Origin of the sequence: Hymenobacter cyanobacteriorum (genome assembly GCF_022631375.1) — a bacterium.
Classification (GTDB): domain Bacteria; phylum Bacteroidota; class Bacteroidia; order Cytophagales; family Hymenobacteraceae; genus Hymenobacter; species Hymenobacter cyanobacteriorum.
Genome location: NZ_JALBGC010000004.1, coordinates 579,278 through 595,716, shown reverse-complemented (window position 1 = coordinate 595,716; position 16,439 = coordinate 579,278). Strand labels below are relative to the sequence as shown.

At 62.9% G+C, this 16,439-nt stretch carries 15 protein-coding genes; 13 read left to right on the top strand and 2 right to left on the bottom strand.

Annotation, left to right across the window (positions count from 1 at the left end; all coding sequences use genetic code 11):
* Positions 1–47: 47 nt before the first annotated feature.
* The 11 genes from MON38_RS16790 (at position 48) to MON38_RS16740 (ending at position 11,616) form a co-directional block, all read left to right on the top strand.
* Positions 48–947: a cell division protein FtsX gene (locus MON38_RS16790; RefSeq protein ID WP_241937304.1), complete on the top strand. Its 900-nt coding sequence runs from the start codon at positions 48–50 to the stop codon at positions 945–947.
* A gap of 94 nt (positions 948–1,041) precedes the next feature.
* Entirely contained in the window at positions 1,042–1,374 is a 333-nt protein-coding gene (locus MON38_RS16785) for a DUF3098 domain-containing protein (protein ID WP_241937303.1), read from the top strand.
* Positions 1,375–1,471: 97 nt separating this feature from the next.
* The gene (locus MON38_RS16780; RefSeq protein ID WP_241937302.1) at positions 1,472–2,302 is read left to right on the top strand and encodes an undecaprenyl-diphosphate phosphatase; all 831 of its coding nucleotides are present in this window, start codon (positions 1,472–1,474) and stop codon (positions 2,300–2,302) included.
* Between the two features lie 5 nt (positions 2,303–2,307).
* Positions 2,308–3,147 (top strand): tRNA pseudouridine(55) synthase TruB, encoded by an 840-nt coding sequence (gene truB / locus MON38_RS16775; protein WP_241937301.1) that lies wholly within the window; start codon positions 2,308–2,310, stop codon positions 3,145–3,147.
* Between the two features lie 142 nt (positions 3,148–3,289).
* Positions 3,290–4,243 carry a bifunctional riboflavin kinase/FAD synthetase gene (locus MON38_RS16770; RefSeq protein ID WP_241937300.1) on the top strand — a complete coding sequence of 318 codons (954 nt, stop codon included), beginning with the start codon at positions 3,290–3,292 and terminating at the stop codon, positions 4,241–4,243.
* Between the two features lie 158 nt (positions 4,244–4,401).
* Entirely contained in the window at positions 4,402–5,670 is a 1,269-nt protein-coding gene (locus MON38_RS16765) for a carboxypeptidase-like regulatory domain-containing protein (RefSeq protein ID WP_241937299.1), read from the top strand.
* Positions 5,671–5,735: 65 nt separating this feature from the next.
* Positions 5,736–6,992: a carboxypeptidase-like regulatory domain-containing protein gene (locus MON38_RS16760; protein ID WP_241937298.1), complete on the top strand. Its 1,257-nt coding sequence runs from the start codon at positions 5,736–5,738 to the stop codon at positions 6,990–6,992.
* Between the two features lie 49 nt (positions 6,993–7,041).
* Positions 7,042–7,749, top strand: a complete 708-nt coding sequence (locus tag MON38_RS16755; RefSeq protein ID WP_241937297.1) for a CoA transferase subunit A — start codon at positions 7,042–7,044, stop codon at positions 7,747–7,749.
* 78 nt (positions 7,750–7,827) lie between these two features.
* Positions 7,828–8,487, top strand: coding sequence for a 3-oxoacid CoA-transferase subunit B (locus MON38_RS16750; RefSeq protein ID WP_241937296.1), 660 nt, complete (start codon positions 7,828–7,830; stop codon positions 8,485–8,487).
* A 58-nt stretch (positions 8,488–8,545) separates the two neighbouring features.
* Positions 8,546–9,712: a hypothetical protein gene (locus MON38_RS16745; RefSeq protein ID WP_241937295.1), complete on the top strand. Its 1,167-nt coding sequence runs from the start codon at positions 8,546–8,548 to the stop codon at positions 9,710–9,712.
* 365 nt (positions 9,713–10,077) lie between these two features.
* Positions 10,078–11,616, top strand: a complete 1,539-nt coding sequence (locus tag MON38_RS16740) for a carbon-nitrogen hydrolase family protein (RefSeq protein ID WP_422388752.1) — start codon at positions 10,078–10,080, stop codon at positions 11,614–11,616.
* 92 nt (positions 11,617–11,708) lie between these two features.
* On the opposite strand, the gene MON38_RS16735 is transcribed toward MON38_RS16740, so the two are convergent.
* Complete coding sequence (locus MON38_RS16735; RefSeq protein WP_241937294.1) at positions 11,709–12,563, bottom strand: carboxypeptidase-like regulatory domain-containing protein; 855 nt, start codon at positions 12,561–12,563, stop codon at positions 11,709–11,711.
* 76 nt (positions 12,564–12,639) lie between these two features.
* Complete coding sequence (locus MON38_RS16730) at positions 12,640–13,170, bottom strand: GNAT family N-acetyltransferase (RefSeq protein ID WP_241937293.1); 531 nt, start codon at positions 13,168–13,170, stop codon at positions 12,640–12,642.
* 134 nt (positions 13,171–13,304) lie between these two features.
* Here MON38_RS16730 and MON38_RS16725 point away from each other — a divergent pair, with 134 nt between their 5' ends.
* Entirely contained in the window at positions 13,305–14,018 is a 714-nt protein-coding gene (locus MON38_RS16725; RefSeq protein WP_241937292.1) for an SDR family oxidoreductase, read from the top strand.
* A 251-nt stretch (positions 14,019–14,269) separates the two neighbouring features.
* Positions 14,270–16,255: a DUF4394 domain-containing protein gene (locus MON38_RS16720; protein ID WP_241937291.1), complete on the top strand. Its 1,986-nt coding sequence runs from the start codon at positions 14,270–14,272 to the stop codon at positions 16,253–16,255.
* Positions 16,256–16,439: the final 184 nt, after the last annotated feature.

Sequence of the window (16,439 nt, the reverse complement as noted above, 5' to 3'; positions counted from 1 at the left end):
TTCTTTTTGCTTAGAAACATCATCGCCCGAAGTACCTTTGCCCGAATATGGCTGCCCCCTCCACCCCGCATACCCGCAAGAAAAAGCTCGGCTCCTACCCCACGCTGCTCGTGGTGTTCAGCATCACGCTGGCCCTGGTGGTCATCGGCTTGTTCGGCCTGCTGCTGGTGCACGCCCAGAAACTGAGCGAGGTGGTGCGCGAAAACCTGGAAGTGCAGGTGTACCTCGACCGCGACCTGCCCGAGACCGAGCTGCTACGCCTGCAGCAGGATTTGGGCCAGCAGGCTTTCGTGGCCGAGCGCAACGGCAAACCTCAGATTCGCTTCGTGAGCAAGGAAGAGGGTGCCCGCCAGCTGCTGCAAAGCACCGGCGAGGACTTTCGCCAGTTCCTCGGCGACAACCCGCTGCGCGATGCCTACGTGCTGAAAATCAAGCCTGAATTCACCGATACGATGCACCTGCGCCAGCTCAACCGCAGCATCAGCACGCAGCGCGGGGTATTTGAGGTGCAGTACCCGCAGGATTTGTTCGCCAGCATCAACAACAACCTGACGCGGGTGAGCCTCGTGCTGCTGGGTTTCGCGGCGGTGCTGGTGCTGGTGGTGGTCATTCTAATTAACAACACGATTAAGCTGGCGCTGTTCTCGCAACGCTTTCTTATCCGGTCGATGCAACTGGTGGGCGCGACGCGCCTCTTTATTCAGCAGCCGTTTTTGCGGCGCGCTACCTGGCAGGGCCTGGCCAGCGGCGTGTTGGCGGCGCTCATCCTCATTGCTTTGCTGCAATACGCCTACCTCGAAGTAGAACCGCTGCGCCTGCTGCGCGACGACCTGCGCCTGGGCCTGCTGCTGCTGGGCGTGGTGGTGCTGGGCGTGGTTATCGGCTTTTTCAGCTCGGCCCGCGCCGTGCACAAATACCTTCAAATGTCGCTCGACGACCTGTATTAATTTTTAGTTGTCCGTTGCTGGTTGTCAGTTGTTAGCCTGAATGGATAGCATCGGAATAACCTAACAACTGACAACGAGCAACGGACAACTAACTATGCAACCCACCACCTTCCGCTTCGCCTTCGGCCCCCGCAACTACCGCCTGATGTGGGCCGGCCTCGCCCTGCTGGCCGCCGGCTTCATCACCATGATGTTTGGCGATAAGGCCAACTACGGCGAGGACTTTGTTGGCATCACGCTGGGGCCGCTGCTGCTGCTGGCCGGCTTCGCGGTCGAGTTTGCCGCCATCATGGTGCGCGATAAGTCGCTGGTGGTAACGCCCGCGGCGCCGGTTGCCACGCCCGGCCTTACGGCCGACACCGTAGCTGCGGCCAGCGCGCCGGTTGCGCCCGCTCCGGCCACTGCGCCCACCTACAAGCGCCTTTAGCGCTCTGCGTATCTCTGCGGTTAATCTCCGCGCACCTCTGCGGTAACTTGCAGAACGAGACCGCAGGCTGGTTTTTTGAATACCCTTTTCTCAACTAATGACTTACTGGCACGCGCTGCTCCTCGCCATCGTGGAGGGCATTACGGAGTTTTTGCCTGTTTCCAGCACCGGGCACATGATTATTGCCTCGGCGCTGCTGGGTATTCCGCCCACGCCGTTTTTCAAGCTCTATCTGGTGCTGATTCAGCTGGGGGCCATCCTGTCGGTGCTGGTGGTGTACTGGAAGCGCTTTTTTCAGAACATCGACTTCTACCTGAAGCTGCTGGTGGCTTTTCTGCCCATTGTGCTGGTGGGCCTGCTGTTCAAGAAGCACATCGATGCGCTGCTCGAATCGGTGACGACCGTAGCCGTGATGCTGGTGGTAGGCGGCGTAGTGCTGCTGTTCGTCGACCGCTGGTTTCCGCAGGAAGACCCCAAGGAAGGCGGCCACCCGGTCACTAATCCGAGTTTCAAGGAAGCGCTGATAATCGGGTTGTTCCAATGCCTGGCGGTGGTGCCGGGCACCAGCCGCTCGGCGGCCACTATCGTGGGCGGCCTCACCCAGAAGCTGACGCGACAGACGGCGGCCGAGTTTGCCTTTTTCCTGGCCATGCCCACCATGGCGGCGGCAGCGGTGAAGGACATCTACGACTATTACAAGGAAGCCAAGGCGGCCGGTATTGACGTGGCGCACCTGTTTTCGGGGGCTGAAATCAAGATGCTGGTGCTAGGCAACGTGGTGGCGTTTGTGGTGGCGCTGCTGGCCATCCGGCTGTTTGTAGGCTTCGTGGCGAAGTACGGCTTTCGGGCCTTTGGCATCTACCGCATCATTGCGGGCGGTATCTTGCTGCTGATGCTGGCGTTGAAACTTCCCCTCACCATCGTATAAATCTGATGACGAAGACCCTGGCCGACTACGATTTTGAAACGGGCGAAGTGCTGCTGCTCGACAAGCCCCTGACGTGGACCTCGTTCGACGTGGTGCGCAAGGTGAAAAACGCCCTGCGCATTAAGAAAATCGGCCACGCCGGCACCCTTGACCCCTTGGCTACCGGCCTGCTGATTCTCTGCACCGGCCGCAAAACCAAGGAAATCGACCAGATTCAGGCCCAGGAAAAGGAGTACGCCGGCACCTTCCGCCTGGGCGAAACCACGCCCAGCTTCGACCTCGAAACTGCCGTGGACCTCGTGCGCCCCTACGCCCACCTTACCGACGAGCAGATTCGAGCCGCCACGGTGCAGTTCACCGGCCTCATCCAGCAAACGCCCCCGATTTTCTCGGCCGTGAAAGTGGACGGCAAGCGCGCCTACGAGTTGGCCCGCACCGGCCAGGAAGCCGAAATCAAAGCCAAAACCGTCGAAATCAAAACCTTCGAAATCACGCGCATCGCACTGCCGGAAGTTGATTTCCGGGTGGTGTGCTCGAAGGGCACCTACATCCGCAGCCTGGCGCGCGACCTGGGCGTGGCCCTCGGGTGCGGCGCGCACCTCACGCGGCTGGTGCGCACGCGCATCGGCGAGTACCGGGTAGAGGACGCGTTTTCGCTCGAAGCCATTGAGGCCCTGCGCCCGCCCCGCCCGGCCGGCGATGGCCCCGCACGTCCGCGCCACGAGCGGCCCAGCACCGCCCCCAACCGCGTGGGCCTGCAATACTTCGCCGCGCTGCAAGCCGATGCCCTGGCCGCCCAGCACCAGCAAGCAGCTGGAGAAACGCCCGAAGCGAAACCGGAGTAGGGTGCGGGGCTTGCCCCCGCCCGTTGTTCAACCGTTCACGCTGGACGTTTAACGACGGGCGGGGGCAAGCCCCGCACCCTACAGCAAATAGCTACCTTCGCGGCTCGTTCCGCTTCCTCTTATCCCGCTTCCCCGGCGCCTTATGCACGTCATCCGCGACCCGGCTCAGTTTCTGTTTCTTGGCAATGCTGTCGTCACCAGCGGCACGTTTGATGGCGTGCACGTGGGGCACCAGCGCATTCTGGCGCGGCTGCGCGAGGTGGCGCAGGCCAGCGGCGCGCCCACGGTCGTTATCACCTACTGGCCGCACCCGCGCCTGGTGCTGGGGCCGCCGCCCTCCCACCCCGAGCTCTTGGAGCTGCAACTGCTGAACACGCTGGAAGAACGGATTGAGCGGCTGGCGGCGCTGGGTGTCGACTACCTGCTCATCGTGCCTTTCACCAAGGAATTTGCGCAGTGGACTTCGGAAGAATACATCCAGAACCTGCTGCTGCGCACCGTGGGCGCGAAGCAGTTGGTGATTGGCTACGACCACCGCTTTGGCAAAAACCGCGAGGGCGGCTTCGACTACCTCCGCCAGCACGCCGACCGCTACGGCCTGACTGTGGAGGAGATTCCGCGCGAAGACGTGGATGCTGTGGGCGTGAGCAGCACGCGCATCCGGCAGGCGCTGCGGCAGGGCGATGTGGCCACCGCCAACCGCTACCTGGGCTACTACTACCCCCTCACCGGGCGCGTGGAGCACGGCCAGAAACTGGGCCGCACGATAGGCTACCCCACCGCCAACCTGCGCGTGGAGGAGCCCTTGAAACTGGTACCGGCCCGCGGTATTTATGCCGTGTGGTGCACCACGGCGGCGGGAACGCGGCATGCGGGCATGCTCAGCATCGGCGTACGGCCCACGATTGGAAACGATTTGGCGCAGACCATTGAGGTGAATTTGCTGGATTTCAGCGGCGACTTATACGAGCAGCTGCTGACGCTGGAGTTTGTGGCCTGGCTGCGGGCTGAAGAAAAATACGACGGCCTGGACGCGTTAACGGCCCAATTGGCGTTAGATGCGCAGAATACCCGCGCGGCACTGGCAATCGGCTGAGTTTCGCGCCGGGTGTTGTAGAGACGCATCATTGCGTCTCGTCGTTGAACGAATTGTGGCAGGACTGTTGAATAGCGCCGCCCAACGCCGAGACGTCACTATGCGTCTTTACAAACGTTCGCCGACCCGGCCAATCAATATCAACCTATTTACTTCCAATGAATTATTTCCGATTATTGCTGATGTGCTGCGGCGTGTTTTTTTCCGTAGCTGCGCAGGCGCAAAGCAAAATCACGGGCATCGCGCTCGACTCCGTGACGCACGAGCCACTGGCCTTTGCCAGCGTGTTTCTGGCCAACACCACGCTGGGCGCGACTACCACCGAGAAGGGTGAGTTTGAATTCCCGCGCGTGCCCAAGGGCACCTACGACATTGTGGGCTCCTACGTGGGCTACCGCTTGGGCAAGCAAACCATCACCGTGGAAACCACGCCGCTGAAGCTGACCATCAACCTCGCGCCCACCGGCAACCAGTTAGGCGAGGTGGTGGTGAAGCCCGAGCCCAACAAGCCCGAGCAGTACCGGCAGTTTGCCGAGCTGTTTCTGGGCGGCAGCACGTTTTCGGAGCAATGCCACATCAGCAACCCCGACGATGTGCGCGTGATGCTCGACGACTCGACGCAGGAGCTGTCGGCCCGCACCAAGGAGTTTCTGCAGATTGACAACGATGCCCTGGGCTACCGCCTGAAATACTACGGCCTGTACTTCGCCTACGACAAGGAAGCGGGCTCGATTACCTACTACGGCCAGCCAGTATTCGAGGAGATGAAGCCGCGCGACGAGGCCCAACGCCGGCTGTGGGCGGCCAACCGCCTCACGGCCTACACGGGCTCGTTCATGCACTTCCTGCGCTCGGTGTACACCAACCGCCTGGAGGCCGGCAACTTCCTCACCCAGCAAATTAAAGTAGCAACCAACCCGCGCTACGAACGGGCGCAGCAACAGCGCGAAGCCCTGCTGAAAGCTGGCGCGGCCGGGGCCTACTCGCCCGCCGAAAAAGACTCGCTGCGCCGCTGGAGCCGCGAGCAGCCCGAGCTGGCCACGCTTTATTCTGAGCCCCGGCCCATCGACAGCATCCGCTATGTGAAGCCCAACGGCCGCACCTACTTGCGCTACACCGGCGAGCTGCAGGTAGCGCATTTTGGCGAAGCGCCCGACCCGCGCTTCAAGCAGCCGATGAACACGCTGGGCTACGCGCGCACGCCGTTTCCGCCCCTGCGGCAGGTGTCGCGCCTGCAGCTGGTGGATAACGAGGCCGAGATTCAGGCCGACGGCTCGCTGCGCAACCCGCTGTCGGTGGCCATTGGCGGCTACTGGGGCTTCGAGAAAATCGGCGAGTTTTTGCCCTACGACTACGTGCCCACGGGCATGCCCAGCCCGGCGCGCACGCCGGCCGCGCGGCCAGCGGCGCGCCCGGTGCGGCGGTAGGCAAAGGAAGGGTTGGCATTCGGCGACTACCTTGGGCGCGGTCTTTCCAATGGCCTCCATTCCGCATGGCTTTTCCTGATTTTGCCGCTTCTCTGCCGACGCTGCGGCGGCTGGCGTTGCTCCCTCTCCTGTTGCTGCTGGGGTCGGTCGGTGCTCGGGCGCAGATTTCCATCTCGGGGCAGGTGCGCGATTCACTGACGCAGGCGCCGCTACCGTTTGCCAGTGTGTTTCTGGCCAATACGACGCGGGGCACTACCACCGATGCCGAAGGACGCTTCCGGCTGACTAACGTGGCTCCGGGGCACTACGACCTGGGCGTGAGCTACGTGGGCTACCGGCTGTTCAATCAGTCGGTAAACCTAACCGGGCCGCTTGTTATCAATCCGCTAGTTGCTCCGCTGGCCCAGCAGCTGGCCGAAATTGTGGTCCGGCCCGAGCCCAACCGCGAAGACGACTACCAGCGGTTCCGGGAGTTGTTTCTGGGTAATTCCACGCTCTCGCGCCAGTGCCGGATTTTGAACCCCGACGGCGTGCGGGTGCGCTACGACCCGCAGCAAAACGTGCTGACGGCCACCGTGCCCCACGCGCTGGAAGTGGAAAACCCGGCGCTGGGCTACCGCCTCACGTTCTACCAACTCGATTTCCGGGCCGAGTTCGCCGACCAGAGCGTGGGGCTGACCTTGCTCACGCAGGTGGTCTTCAAGGACCTGCCCGGCACCGCGCGCCAGCAAAAGCGCTGGGCGGCCAACCGCCAGAAGGCCTATCTGGGCTCCTACCAACACTTTTTGCGTAGCATGTATGCCAACCGCGTGGCCGAAGAGGGCTTCCGGGTGCAGAAGCTGCGGCGCGTGCCCAACCCGCGCCGCCTGGCTGCCGACGCAGTCCTGCGCCAACTGCAGCGGCAGCACAGCACCGCCCAATTGCCCGATTCGCTGCTGCAAGCCTTACGCGAGCCCCGCGAGCTGGCGTTCCTCTACAAGCCCACGCTGCCGCCCGACAGCCTACGCCGTACCGAGCCCGGCACCGACCGCGTGTGGCTGCGCTTCCGCGACCTGCTGGCCGTAACCTACGAGCGCGAAACGCCCGACGCGAACTACCGCCGCCCGGGCCCCAACTTCACCTCGGTGCGGCCGCGCTACGAAGAATCGGTGGTGCACCTGCAGCAGCCCGAAGCCGAGGTAGAGGCCATTGGGGCACTGGTAGTGCCGCTGGCCGTGCTGAACGAGGACTACTGGGGCTTCGAGAAAATTGGTGAACTGCTGCCACTCGACTATCAGCTGCCCGCCGGCGCGGTCTCCACGACGGCCAAGCCCGCGCCGTGACGTAATTTTCGGCCCCCAACGGCGCACGCGCGCCGCCAATTCCCACCCCATGATTGACAAAACCGTACTCAACGCCGAAGCCGCCCTGCAGGGGCTGGCCGATGGTATGACCCTGATGCTCGGCGGCTTCGGCCTGTGCGGCATCCCCGAAAACGCCATTGAGGAAATCCTGCGCCTCGGCGTGAAGAACCTGACCTGCATCAGCAACAACGCCGGCGTCGACGACTTTGGCATCGGTCGGCTGCTGCAAACCAAGCAGGTGCGCAAGATGATTTCGAGCTACGTGGGCGAAAATGCCGAATTCGAGCGCCAGCTCCTCAGCGGCGAACTTGAAGTGGAGCTGATTCCGCAGGGCACCCTGGCCGAGCGCTGCCGGGCCGGCGGCGCGGGCATTCCGGCCTTCTTCACCCCCGCCGGCTACGGCACCGAGGTGGGCGAGGGCAAGGAAAGCCGCGAGTTCAACGGCAAGATGTACCTGCTCGAAACCGCCCTGCACGCCGATTTCGCCTTCGTGAAAGCCTGGAAGGGCGACACGGCCGGCAACCTCATCTACAAAGGCACGGCCCGCAACTTCAACCCCATGATGGCCACGGCCGGCAAAATCACGGTGGCCGAAGTGGAGGAGCTGGTGCCCGCCGGCGAGCTCGACCCCAACCAGATTCACACGCCGGGCATTTTCGTGCAGCGTATTTTCCAGGGCGAGCAGTACGAGAAGCGCATTGAACAGCGCACAGTGCGGGAAGCAGTTAAAAGGTAAAAGTGAAGAGTTAAAAGCCTTTTGGCACTTCCTCACGCTTTGTTTTAACTCTTCACTTTTAATTTTTAACTCAACCACATGCTAGACAAACACGGCATTGCCCGGCGCATCGCGCAGGAAGTTCAGAATAATTCTTACGTCAACCTCGGTATCGGCATTCCGACGCTGGTAGCCAATTACATCCCGGCCGGCATCAACGTCGAGCTGCAATCCGAAAACGGCCTGCTCGGCATGGGCCCCTTTCCGACCGAAGACCAGGTCGACCCCGACCTCATCAACGCCGGCAAGCAGACGGTAACCACGCTGCCCGGCTCCAGCATTTTCTCCTCGGCCGACTCATTCGGCATGATTCGCGGCGAACACGTCGACCTCACCATCCTCGGCGCGATGGAGGTGTCGGAGCGCGGCGACATTGCCAACTGGAAAATTCCGGGCAAGATGGTCAAGGGCATGGGCGGCGCGATGGACCTGGTGGCTTCGGCCAAGAACATCATCGTGGCCATGCAGCACGTGGCCCGCGACGGCAGCAGCAAGCTACTGTCCGACTGCACCTTGCCCATTACGGGCCTGCGCTGCGTAAAGAAAATCGTGACCGAGCTGGCCGTTATTGACGTTACGCCTGACGGCTTCGTGCTGCGCGAGCGCGCGCCGGGCGTGAGCGTGGAGCAGATTGTGGCCGCCACCGCCGGCAAGCTCGTGGTGCCCGCCGGCGAAGTACCCGAAATGCAGGGCGTGTAGTAAATGCTTCCAAAGCGGTTCGGCGTATCTTCGCTACCGCACTTTTTGCCCCGAAGCTATGCGCCGACTCCTACCCTTTTTGCTGCTAGCTACCATGCCGGCGCTGGCCCAAACTACCTCGCCGGTTATCGACCGCACCGATTTTCCGTCGCTGACGGCCGGCGTCGACAGCCTGCGCCTGAGCGTGGCCGGCCCAGTACTGCCGGCCAGCGCCCCTCCCCTGAGCCGGCGCGGGGCCAACCAAACCTGGAACTACGCCGCGCTGGTGCCCGTGAGCCAACGCGTGGAATCGTACGTCCCGGCTAGCGTTGTTACGGCGACTTCGCTGTTTTACTCCTTAACATTTGGCCCGTTTGGCGGCGCAAACCGGGCCACTGTGGCTTCGCCCCAGGCGCTGCCCGTGCCGGCGGGGGCCAATTTGCCCATCGCCGTCACCGATACCTACCAGTTCTATAACCTGGCCGCTGCCGGAGCCACGCCGCAGGATTTCCGCTCGGTGGGCTTTGGCGCTTCGCTCAACGGCACGGCCATTCCGGTTACCTATGCCAGCGCGGCCCAGCAGGATGTTATCTACCGCTTCCCGCTCAGCTTCGCCAGCCTGGCTGATTCCAGCAACTCGTTTTTCTCGACGCCGGCCGCCATTGCCTCGGCCGGTTACCTCAGCCAAAAGCGCAAGCGCGTGAACAAGCCCGATGCCTGGGGCACGCTCACCACGCCCTTCGGCACGTTCCAGACGGTGCGCGTCGTCACCAAGCTCATCGACCACGACAGTGTGGCTTTTGGCGGCATGGCCGGCCAGGGCTTCGATATCCCGCTGACGCGCGAGTACAAGTGGCTCGCCAAGGGGCAGCACGTGCCGCTACTCACCATCACCACGCGCCTGCTGGCCGGGCAGGAAACCATTACCGGCGTGGAGTACCGCGACATTTACCGCCGCATCGTCCGCCTGGCCACCCGCGACGCGGTCCTCGATGCCGGGCTGGCCGCCGCGCCCAACCCTTCGGCCGTGGGCAGCGCGCTCACGCTCAGCGTGCCGGCGGGCAGCGGGCCACTCACGGTATCGGCGACTGATGTGGTGGGGCGGCTGCTGTTCCGGCGCAGCTACGCCGGTGGCGCGGGCAGCGTTAGCATCGGGGCCGAGGCTTTCGGCAGCTTCCGCGGCGTGGCGCTGCTGACAGTGCAAACGGCGCGGGGCACGGCCACGCGCCGGGTGGTGCGCGAGTAGGCCGAGGCCGAACATTGCACCGTTTTGCCGGTTTTGCCGTTTGAGTACCCGTTGGCGAACGCCGCCAACGGGTTTTTTCATGGGTAAATTTGCGGGCCCGATGGCCGTTGCCGGCCGGCCGGGCTGGTGACTGAACTGACTTTTATACCGCGTTATTCGATAGTATGGCAACTTCTTCCAACGGCAAATCTGCCGCGTCTTCCGCCGCCAACGGCAAAGCCTTGCCCGGCGGCGCGCATGCCAAAAAAGTGGGCAAGCCCGCTCCGGCCGTCGTGGCCGAGCGCCTCACGCCCACCGCCGTGCCGGCCCACAAGCTGGTGCTGCGCACGCTGCGCCGCTCCGATTTTAAGGCCATCAAGGACATCATGGACAAGGTGTATTCCAACATGGAAGGCGCCTGGGCGGCCGATGAATTTGCGGCCCTGCTCCGCAAGTTTCCGGAGGGCCAGATTGGTATTGAGGACAACGGCCGGCTGGTAGCCGCCGCGCTGGCCATCATTGTGGATTACAGCAAGTTCGGTGACAAGCACACCTACGCCAAAATCACGGGCAACGGCAAGTTCGACACCCACGACGACGACGGCGACACGCTCTACGGCGTCGACGTGTTTGTGGACCCCGAATACCGCTCGCTGCGCCTGGGCCGCCGCCTCTACGATGCCCGCAAGGAGTTGTGCGAGAACCTGAACCTGCGCGCCATGGTGGCCGGCGGGCGCATCCCCGGCTACGCCGCTTACGCCAACGAGATGACGCCGGCCAAGTACGTGGAGATGGTGCGCAATAAGGAGCTGGTCGACCCCATCCTCACGTTCCAGCTCTCGAACGAGTTTTACGTGCGTAAAATCATTCGCGGCTACCTGCCTTATGATTCGGAATCAAAGGCTTACGCCACGCTGCTGGAGTGGATTAACGTGTACTACGAGGAGACGGAAAAGCTCATCGGCAACACCAAATCCAACGTCCGCATCGGCATTGTACAGTGGCAGATGCGCGCCACCCGCTCGCTGGAAGATTTGATGCAGCAAATCGAGTTTTTCGTGGACACCGTGAGCGGCTACAAGGCCGACTGCGTGATGTTTCCGGAGTTTTTCAACGCCCCGCTCATGGCCCTTACCAACGAGGACTCGCCGGCGGTGGCCATCCGGGCGATGGCAGCTTTCACCGAGCCCATCAAGGCCAAGATGATGGAATTGGCCGTGAGCTACAACATCAACATCGTGGCCGGCTCGATGCCGGTTTACCTCGATGAAAAGCTGCACAACGTGGCCTTCCTCTGCCGCCGCGACGGCACCGTGGACGAGCAGTACAAGCTGCACGTAACGCCCGACGAGGCCAGCTACTGGGGCATGCGCGGCGGCGACAAGCTGAAGTGCTTCGACACGGATTTCGGCAAAATTGGCATTCTGGTGTGCTACGACGTGGAATTCCCCGAGCTGAGCCGCATGCTGAGCGACGAGGGCATGAAAATCCTGTTTGTGCCGTTCTGGACCGATACCAAGAACTCCTACCAGCGCGTGCGCCTCTGCGCCCAGGCCCGCGCCATCGAAAACGAGTGCTACGTGGCCATCACCGGCTCGGTGGGCAACTTGCCCCGCATCGAGAACATGGACATTCAGTATTCGCAGTCGGCCGTGTTCAGCCCTTCCGACTTCGCCTTCCCGCACGATGCCATCGTAGCCGAAGCCACCCCCAACACGGAGATGACCCTCATCGCCGACCTCGACCTGGACCTGTTGAAGGACCTGAACACCAGCGGCGCCGTGCGCAACCTGCGCGACCGCCGCAAGGACCTGTACTCGGTGAGCTGGGTGAAGAAAACCGAGCGCGACGACGAGCTGCTGGCCCAGGGCGAGGAGCGGCTGCCCAAAACCGGCTCGCGCCGCAAGGCCATCGCGGCGGGGTAGCCAACTAAACAATATATAGTTGCGAAAAGCGCGGCCACTTACATGGCCGCGCTTTTTTGGTTGCGGCAAACTGGTGCGGTGGACGCGGCTGCTTATTGGCGCACCGTCAGGTACGCCGACAGGGAAGCGCCCGGCTCCCGCTTCCAGGCGCCCAGGCTGCTGCTGCGCGAAATGGCCGCGCCCCCAAACTGGCCGCCGTAGCTGAAAATAGGCTGAGCAAACTTGCTTTGCGTAACCGGGACGGCCGGTTCCTTGCCGGGCAAAAACTCGAAACCGACGAAGAAGTCCGTTTGCAGCCGCAGGTCGTATTTGGTGAGGTCGATGGTGAGCCAGCCGTTTTCAATGGGTGTGCGCACCAGAATGGCTTGTTCGATAAGTCGCTCGCCGGGCAGGCCCTCGGCGACGCGGTAGAAGTTGAGCCGAAACGCCAGGGTATCGACGGTGGGGTAGCGCAGGAAAATGTGCGCCTGCACCAGCTCCGCCGGTCGGCTGCCCAGCGAAATAAGCTTCGCAAATTCCCGGATATCGTGCGTTTCCCGGTCCCTCACCTGGCCCCAGATTACGGGACTGTGGGTGGTGGTGCCGATACGACGCGTTTTCGGGGTGCGGCCCAGCACCACTATTTCTTTCAGCGCGGTGGCCTTTTCGGCTAAAACAACGGTGTGTTGCTGGGCACCGGCGATGGCCCGGGACTGCTCCTGAAAGCCAACGGCTGAAAACGTGAGCGTATCGTGGGCCAGTTGGGCCGGAATGCGTAGCGAGAAGCCGCCATTCTCATCGGCAATGGTGCCGACATTTTTTCCTCTAATGCCGATGTTGACGAAGGGAATAGCTGCCTTGGTGGCCTGAGCCTGTACGCGGCCGGTGAGCAGGATGTCCTGCGCAAAAGCAGGAAAAAAACTAACCGCTAGCAGAGCCAGCAGCGTGAATAGTCGAAGAAGAAGCATCGCAGGAAACTGAGTGGATTGAGTTGACTGGATACTCAAACCCTGCTGATGGTTGCTATGCCACTTAACCGCTTACTCAATCGGCGAGCAGCTTATAATACACGGCCGTGGCGTGCGGCAACCCGTCGTGGTTGATGAAGTACGCCGGAATAGCTCCCACAAATTGGTACCCCATGTTCTGATACAGAACTTCGGCCCCGTCGCCGTGCCGCGTATCGAGCACCAGCGTGCTGCGGCCCAATTGCCGCGCCTGGGCTTCCAGCGCTTCGAGCAGCTGGCGGGCCACGCCCCGCCGACGTGCCTGCGTGTGCACCAACAGTTTCGATACTTCGGCGCGCAGCAGGGAGTTGGGGCGGGTAGCGAGGTCGAGTTGCACGGTGCCCAGCAGTTCGCCGGTGCCCGATTGTTCGGCAACCAGCAGCACCCGGTGCCCGGCCTCGATGGCCGCAACGACACTCTGCCAGTATTCGTCGGCTTCGGCAGCAGGCAGCGGTGGCAGGAAGCCAACCGAGGCGCCCGAGTCGACGGCATCGCGCAGCAACTCATACAGCTGCGGCAGTAGGGGGCGGGCTTCGGCCGCGCTGAGGGAAGTGATGATGTATTCCATAAGTGGCACAAGAAAACTATGCCACCGCAAATCAGCCCGCGCAGAAGATTGGATGGGAGCCAACCGCGCTTTTGTGCGTAAACTGCGCATTCGTTTGCTTACCCGTTGTTCCAACTCAATCCCGTAAAAGACACATGCGCGCTTTCATCACCGGAGCCAACCGCGGCCTGGGCCTCGAGCTTACCCGCCAGTACCTCGAGCGCGGCGACCAGGTTTTTGCTGCCTGCCGGCAGCCCGCCGCCGCCACCGAGCTCCAAACCCTGAAGCAGCAGTACGCCGACCGCCTCGTGCTGTTGCCCCTCGACGTAACCAGCGCGGCCTCGATTGATGCCGCCGTGGCCACCACCCAAGAGCACACCGAGGCGCTCGATGTTCTCATCAACAACGCCGGCGTGTACCCGCACGCCGGCTCGGGCGATGACCACCAGCGCCTGGGCCAGCTTACCCACGATGATGCCATGGAAACCATGCAGGTGAATGCCATCGGGCCGCTGCTGGTGTCGCAGGCGCTGCTGCCGCTGCTGCGGGCCGGCCGCAAGGGCCGCATCCTCAGCATCTCGTCGGGCCAGGGCTCCCTCACCTGGAAAGCTACCGGCGACCCCTACCACTACAGCGCCAGCAAAGCCGCCCTGAACATGTACATGCGCAGCCTGGCCGCCGAAATCGGCCACATGGGCCTGATTTCGGTGCTCGTGGACCCCGGCTGGATGCGCACCGAAATGGGCGGTGAGCACGCCACCCAGGAGCCCGCCGACTCGGCCCGCGGCATCATCCGGCTGGCCGAGCAGCTGCACACCGAAGAAAACGGCAGCTTCGTGACGTGGCAGGGCCAGGCCGTGCCGTGGTAGGGCGCACAGCCATTTTTGGCGGTTGCTTCGGGGTGGTGGCCAGTGGGCTGCCACCCTTCTTTTTTGCCCCACCACTCGTGGGATTCGGCGTGTGCGGGGAGCTTACTTTCCGAAAATCAGGGAATTAAAAGCGAGTTAAAATGAATTTCTGATGAATCCATTCGGCCGGCTATTGACGTAGGACAAGGCAAGGAGTCTGCCCAAGGGTGGGCGCTGAAGGCTAATTTCCATCACCTAACCTTACCAAAAGCATGCTTCGGAAAACTACTTTCTACCCTGCTGCCCTGCGCCGCACCCTGCTGGGACTGGCCGCGCTGGGGCTTTCGGCGGCTGCGGCCCAGGCCCAAACCGTTTACGGCCTGGTGAGTACCGCCGGCGCGGTTAGCAGCCTGGCCACGTTTCAGGCCACGGCCCCGGGCACTTTTACGGCCACGGTGCCCATTACGGGCCTTGCAACCGGACAAACGCTGGTGGGGCTCGACACCCGCCCCAACACCGGCCAGCTGTTTGCACTGGGCTATACTGCCACCGGCACCCAGGCGCAGCTCTATACCTTGAACCCCACCACCGGTGCCCTGACGACCGTGGGCGGGGCTATCACGCTGAACCTAGGCACGGTGCTTAACCGCATCGGTTTCGACTTTAACCCCACCGTGGACCGCATTCGGGTGACGGGCAGCAACAACAGCAATTTCCGCCTCAACCCCAACAACGGGGCCGTTGCCGCCACCGATACCAACCTGGCCTACGCCACTACCGATGCCAACGCTGCCCAAACGCCCGGCGTAGGCGCGGTGGCCTACGGAAACTCCTTTATCGGGGCCACTACTACGGTGCTCTACGACATCGACGAAGCCAATAGCCGCTACACCACCCAGGACCCGCCGAACAACGGTACGCTTAACAGCCGCACGGCTCTTACGGTGAATACGGCCACGGCCCTGGCCACCGACCTCGACATTTATTTCGACCCCACGGCCCGCACCAACGGCGCTTACCTGACCATTGCCACCGGCACCACGGCTGCCCCCACCACGCAGCTTTACACCCTGGACTTCATTACCGGTGCCAACATGACGGCCGTGGGCACCGTGGGCCCGGCCGGCACGCTGGTGACCGATATTGCCTTCGCCATCAGCCGGCCAGCTACCTTGCCGGCCATCACCGGGCAGCTGGCCTACGCGCTGGCCGGCACCAACCTGCTTACATTCGATACGGGCCAGGTGGGCCTGATTCGCACTTCCGTTGGCATCACCGGCGTCGATGCCGCTCAGACCCTGGTAGGGCTCGACATTCGGCCGGCCACCAACACCCTATACGCACTGGGCTACAACGCCACGGCCCAGACCTACACGCTGTACTCGCTGAATAACCTCACCGGCGTGGCCACGGCCGTGAATGCCACGCCCATTGCCCTGGCGCTGGGCACGGGCAAGGTTGGGTTCGACTTTAACCCCACGGTCGACCGCATTCGGGTAACGTCGGGCAACCGCGCCAACTTCCGCCTCAACCCGGTTGATGGCACCGTAGCCGCCACCGATACCCAGCTGGCCTACGCCACCACCGACGCCAACGCCGCCGCTACGCCCAACATCGGGGCCTCGGCCTACACCAACAGCGTGGCCGGGACTACCGCCGCCACCACGACCCTTTACAACTACGACCTGGGCCTGAACATCCTCGCTACCCAGAGCGCCCCCAACACCGGGGTACTGGCCACCGTGGGCGCTACGGGCATCGTAGCCAATACCACCACCCCCAGCCTCGACCTGGACATCTACTCGTCGGCAGCTGGCACCAACACAGCCTACCTGGTGGCCAACCCCGGCACTGCCACCAGCACCAACCTTTACACCGTGAACCTGACTACCGGCGCAACAACGCTGGTGGGCGCCATCGGCAACGGCCTGGCAGCCCGCGACATCGCCGTAGCCGGCTCCGGCGGCGTGGCTACGGCCGTGCGCGAGCGCGCCGACCTCGCCACCGGCTTCGGCCTCTACCCGAACCCGACTACCCGCCAAACCAACGTCGTTTTTGCGCTGGCCCAGGCAGGCCGCGTGCAACTTGACGTGTACGATGCCATGGGCCGCCGGGTGGCCACCACGGTCGCTGGGCAGCTGGCAGCCGGGCCCAACACCCTGCGCTGGGAAGCCGACGCACTTCGCACCGGCCTTTACACTATGCGCCTGAGCGTGAACGGCCAGGCGACTGCCAGTCGCCAACTGATGCTGGAGTAGACTGCCAGCCAAGCCCCGGCGCTGATGCGCCGGCAGGGTCAAGCACCAAAAGGCCCCGAAGCAATGCTTCGGGGCCTTTTGGTGCTTGACCCTGCCGGGTAGCTACGCTTTACCGCTAGCATGAACACTTCGATATGCAATTCTGAACCGGGCGGCATCACCCTATCGAAAGCCATTAACCTGC

Excerpts from the sequence above, each read along its gene's own strand:
- MON38_RS16735 (WP_241937294.1), bottom strand. The coding sequence starts at position 12,563 with ATGCTTCTTCTTCGACTATTCACGCTGCTGGCTCTGCTAGCGGTTAGT.
- MON38_RS16750 (WP_241937296.1), top strand. The coding sequence starts at position 7,828 with ATGCTAGACAAACACGGCATTGCCCGGCGCATCGCGCAGGAAGTTCAG.
- MON38_RS16725 (WP_241937292.1), top strand. The coding sequence starts at position 13,305 with ATGCGCGCTTTCATCACCGGAGCCAACCGCGGCCTGGGCCTCGAGCTT.
- MON38_RS16785 (WP_241937303.1), top strand. The coding sequence starts at position 1,042 with ATGCAACCCACCACCTTCCGCTTCGCCTTCGGCCCCCGCAACTACCGC.
- MON38_RS16790 (WP_241937304.1), top strand. The coding sequence starts at position 48 with ATGGCTGCCCCCTCCACCCCGCATACCCGCAAGAAAAAGCTCGGCTCC.
- MON38_RS16760 (WP_241937298.1), top strand. The coding sequence starts at position 5,736 with ATGGCTTTTCCTGATTTTGCCGCTTCTCTGCCGACGCTGCGGCGGCTG.
- MON38_RS16720 (WP_241937291.1), top strand. The coding sequence starts at position 14,270 with ATGCTTCGGAAAACTACTTTCTACCCTGCTGCCCTGCGCCGCACCCTG.
- truB (WP_241937301.1), top strand. The coding sequence starts at position 2,308 with ATGACGAAGACCCTGGCCGACTACGATTTTGAAACGGGCGAAGTGCTG.
- MON38_RS16740 (WP_422388752.1), top strand. The coding sequence starts at position 10,078 with ATGGACAAGGTGTATTCCAACATGGAAGGCGCCTGGGCGGCCGATGAA.
- MON38_RS16755 (WP_241937297.1), top strand. The coding sequence starts at position 7,042 with ATGATTGACAAAACCGTACTCAACGCCGAAGCCGCCCTGCAGGGGCTG.
- MON38_RS16770 (WP_241937300.1), top strand. The coding sequence starts at position 3,290 with ATGCACGTCATCCGCGACCCGGCTCAGTTTCTGTTTCTTGGCAATGCT.
- MON38_RS16765 (WP_241937299.1), top strand. The coding sequence starts at position 4,402 with ATGAATTATTTCCGATTATTGCTGATGTGCTGCGGCGTGTTTTTTTCC.
- MON38_RS16730 (WP_241937293.1), bottom strand. The coding sequence starts at position 13,170 with ATGGAATACATCATCACTTCCCTCAGCGCGGCCGAAGCCCGCCCCCTA.
- MON38_RS16780 (WP_241937302.1), top strand. The coding sequence starts at position 1,472 with ATGACTTACTGGCACGCGCTGCTCCTCGCCATCGTGGAGGGCATTACG.
- MON38_RS16745 (WP_241937295.1), top strand. The coding sequence starts at position 8,546 with ATGCGCCGACTCCTACCCTTTTTGCTGCTAGCTACCATGCCGGCGCTG.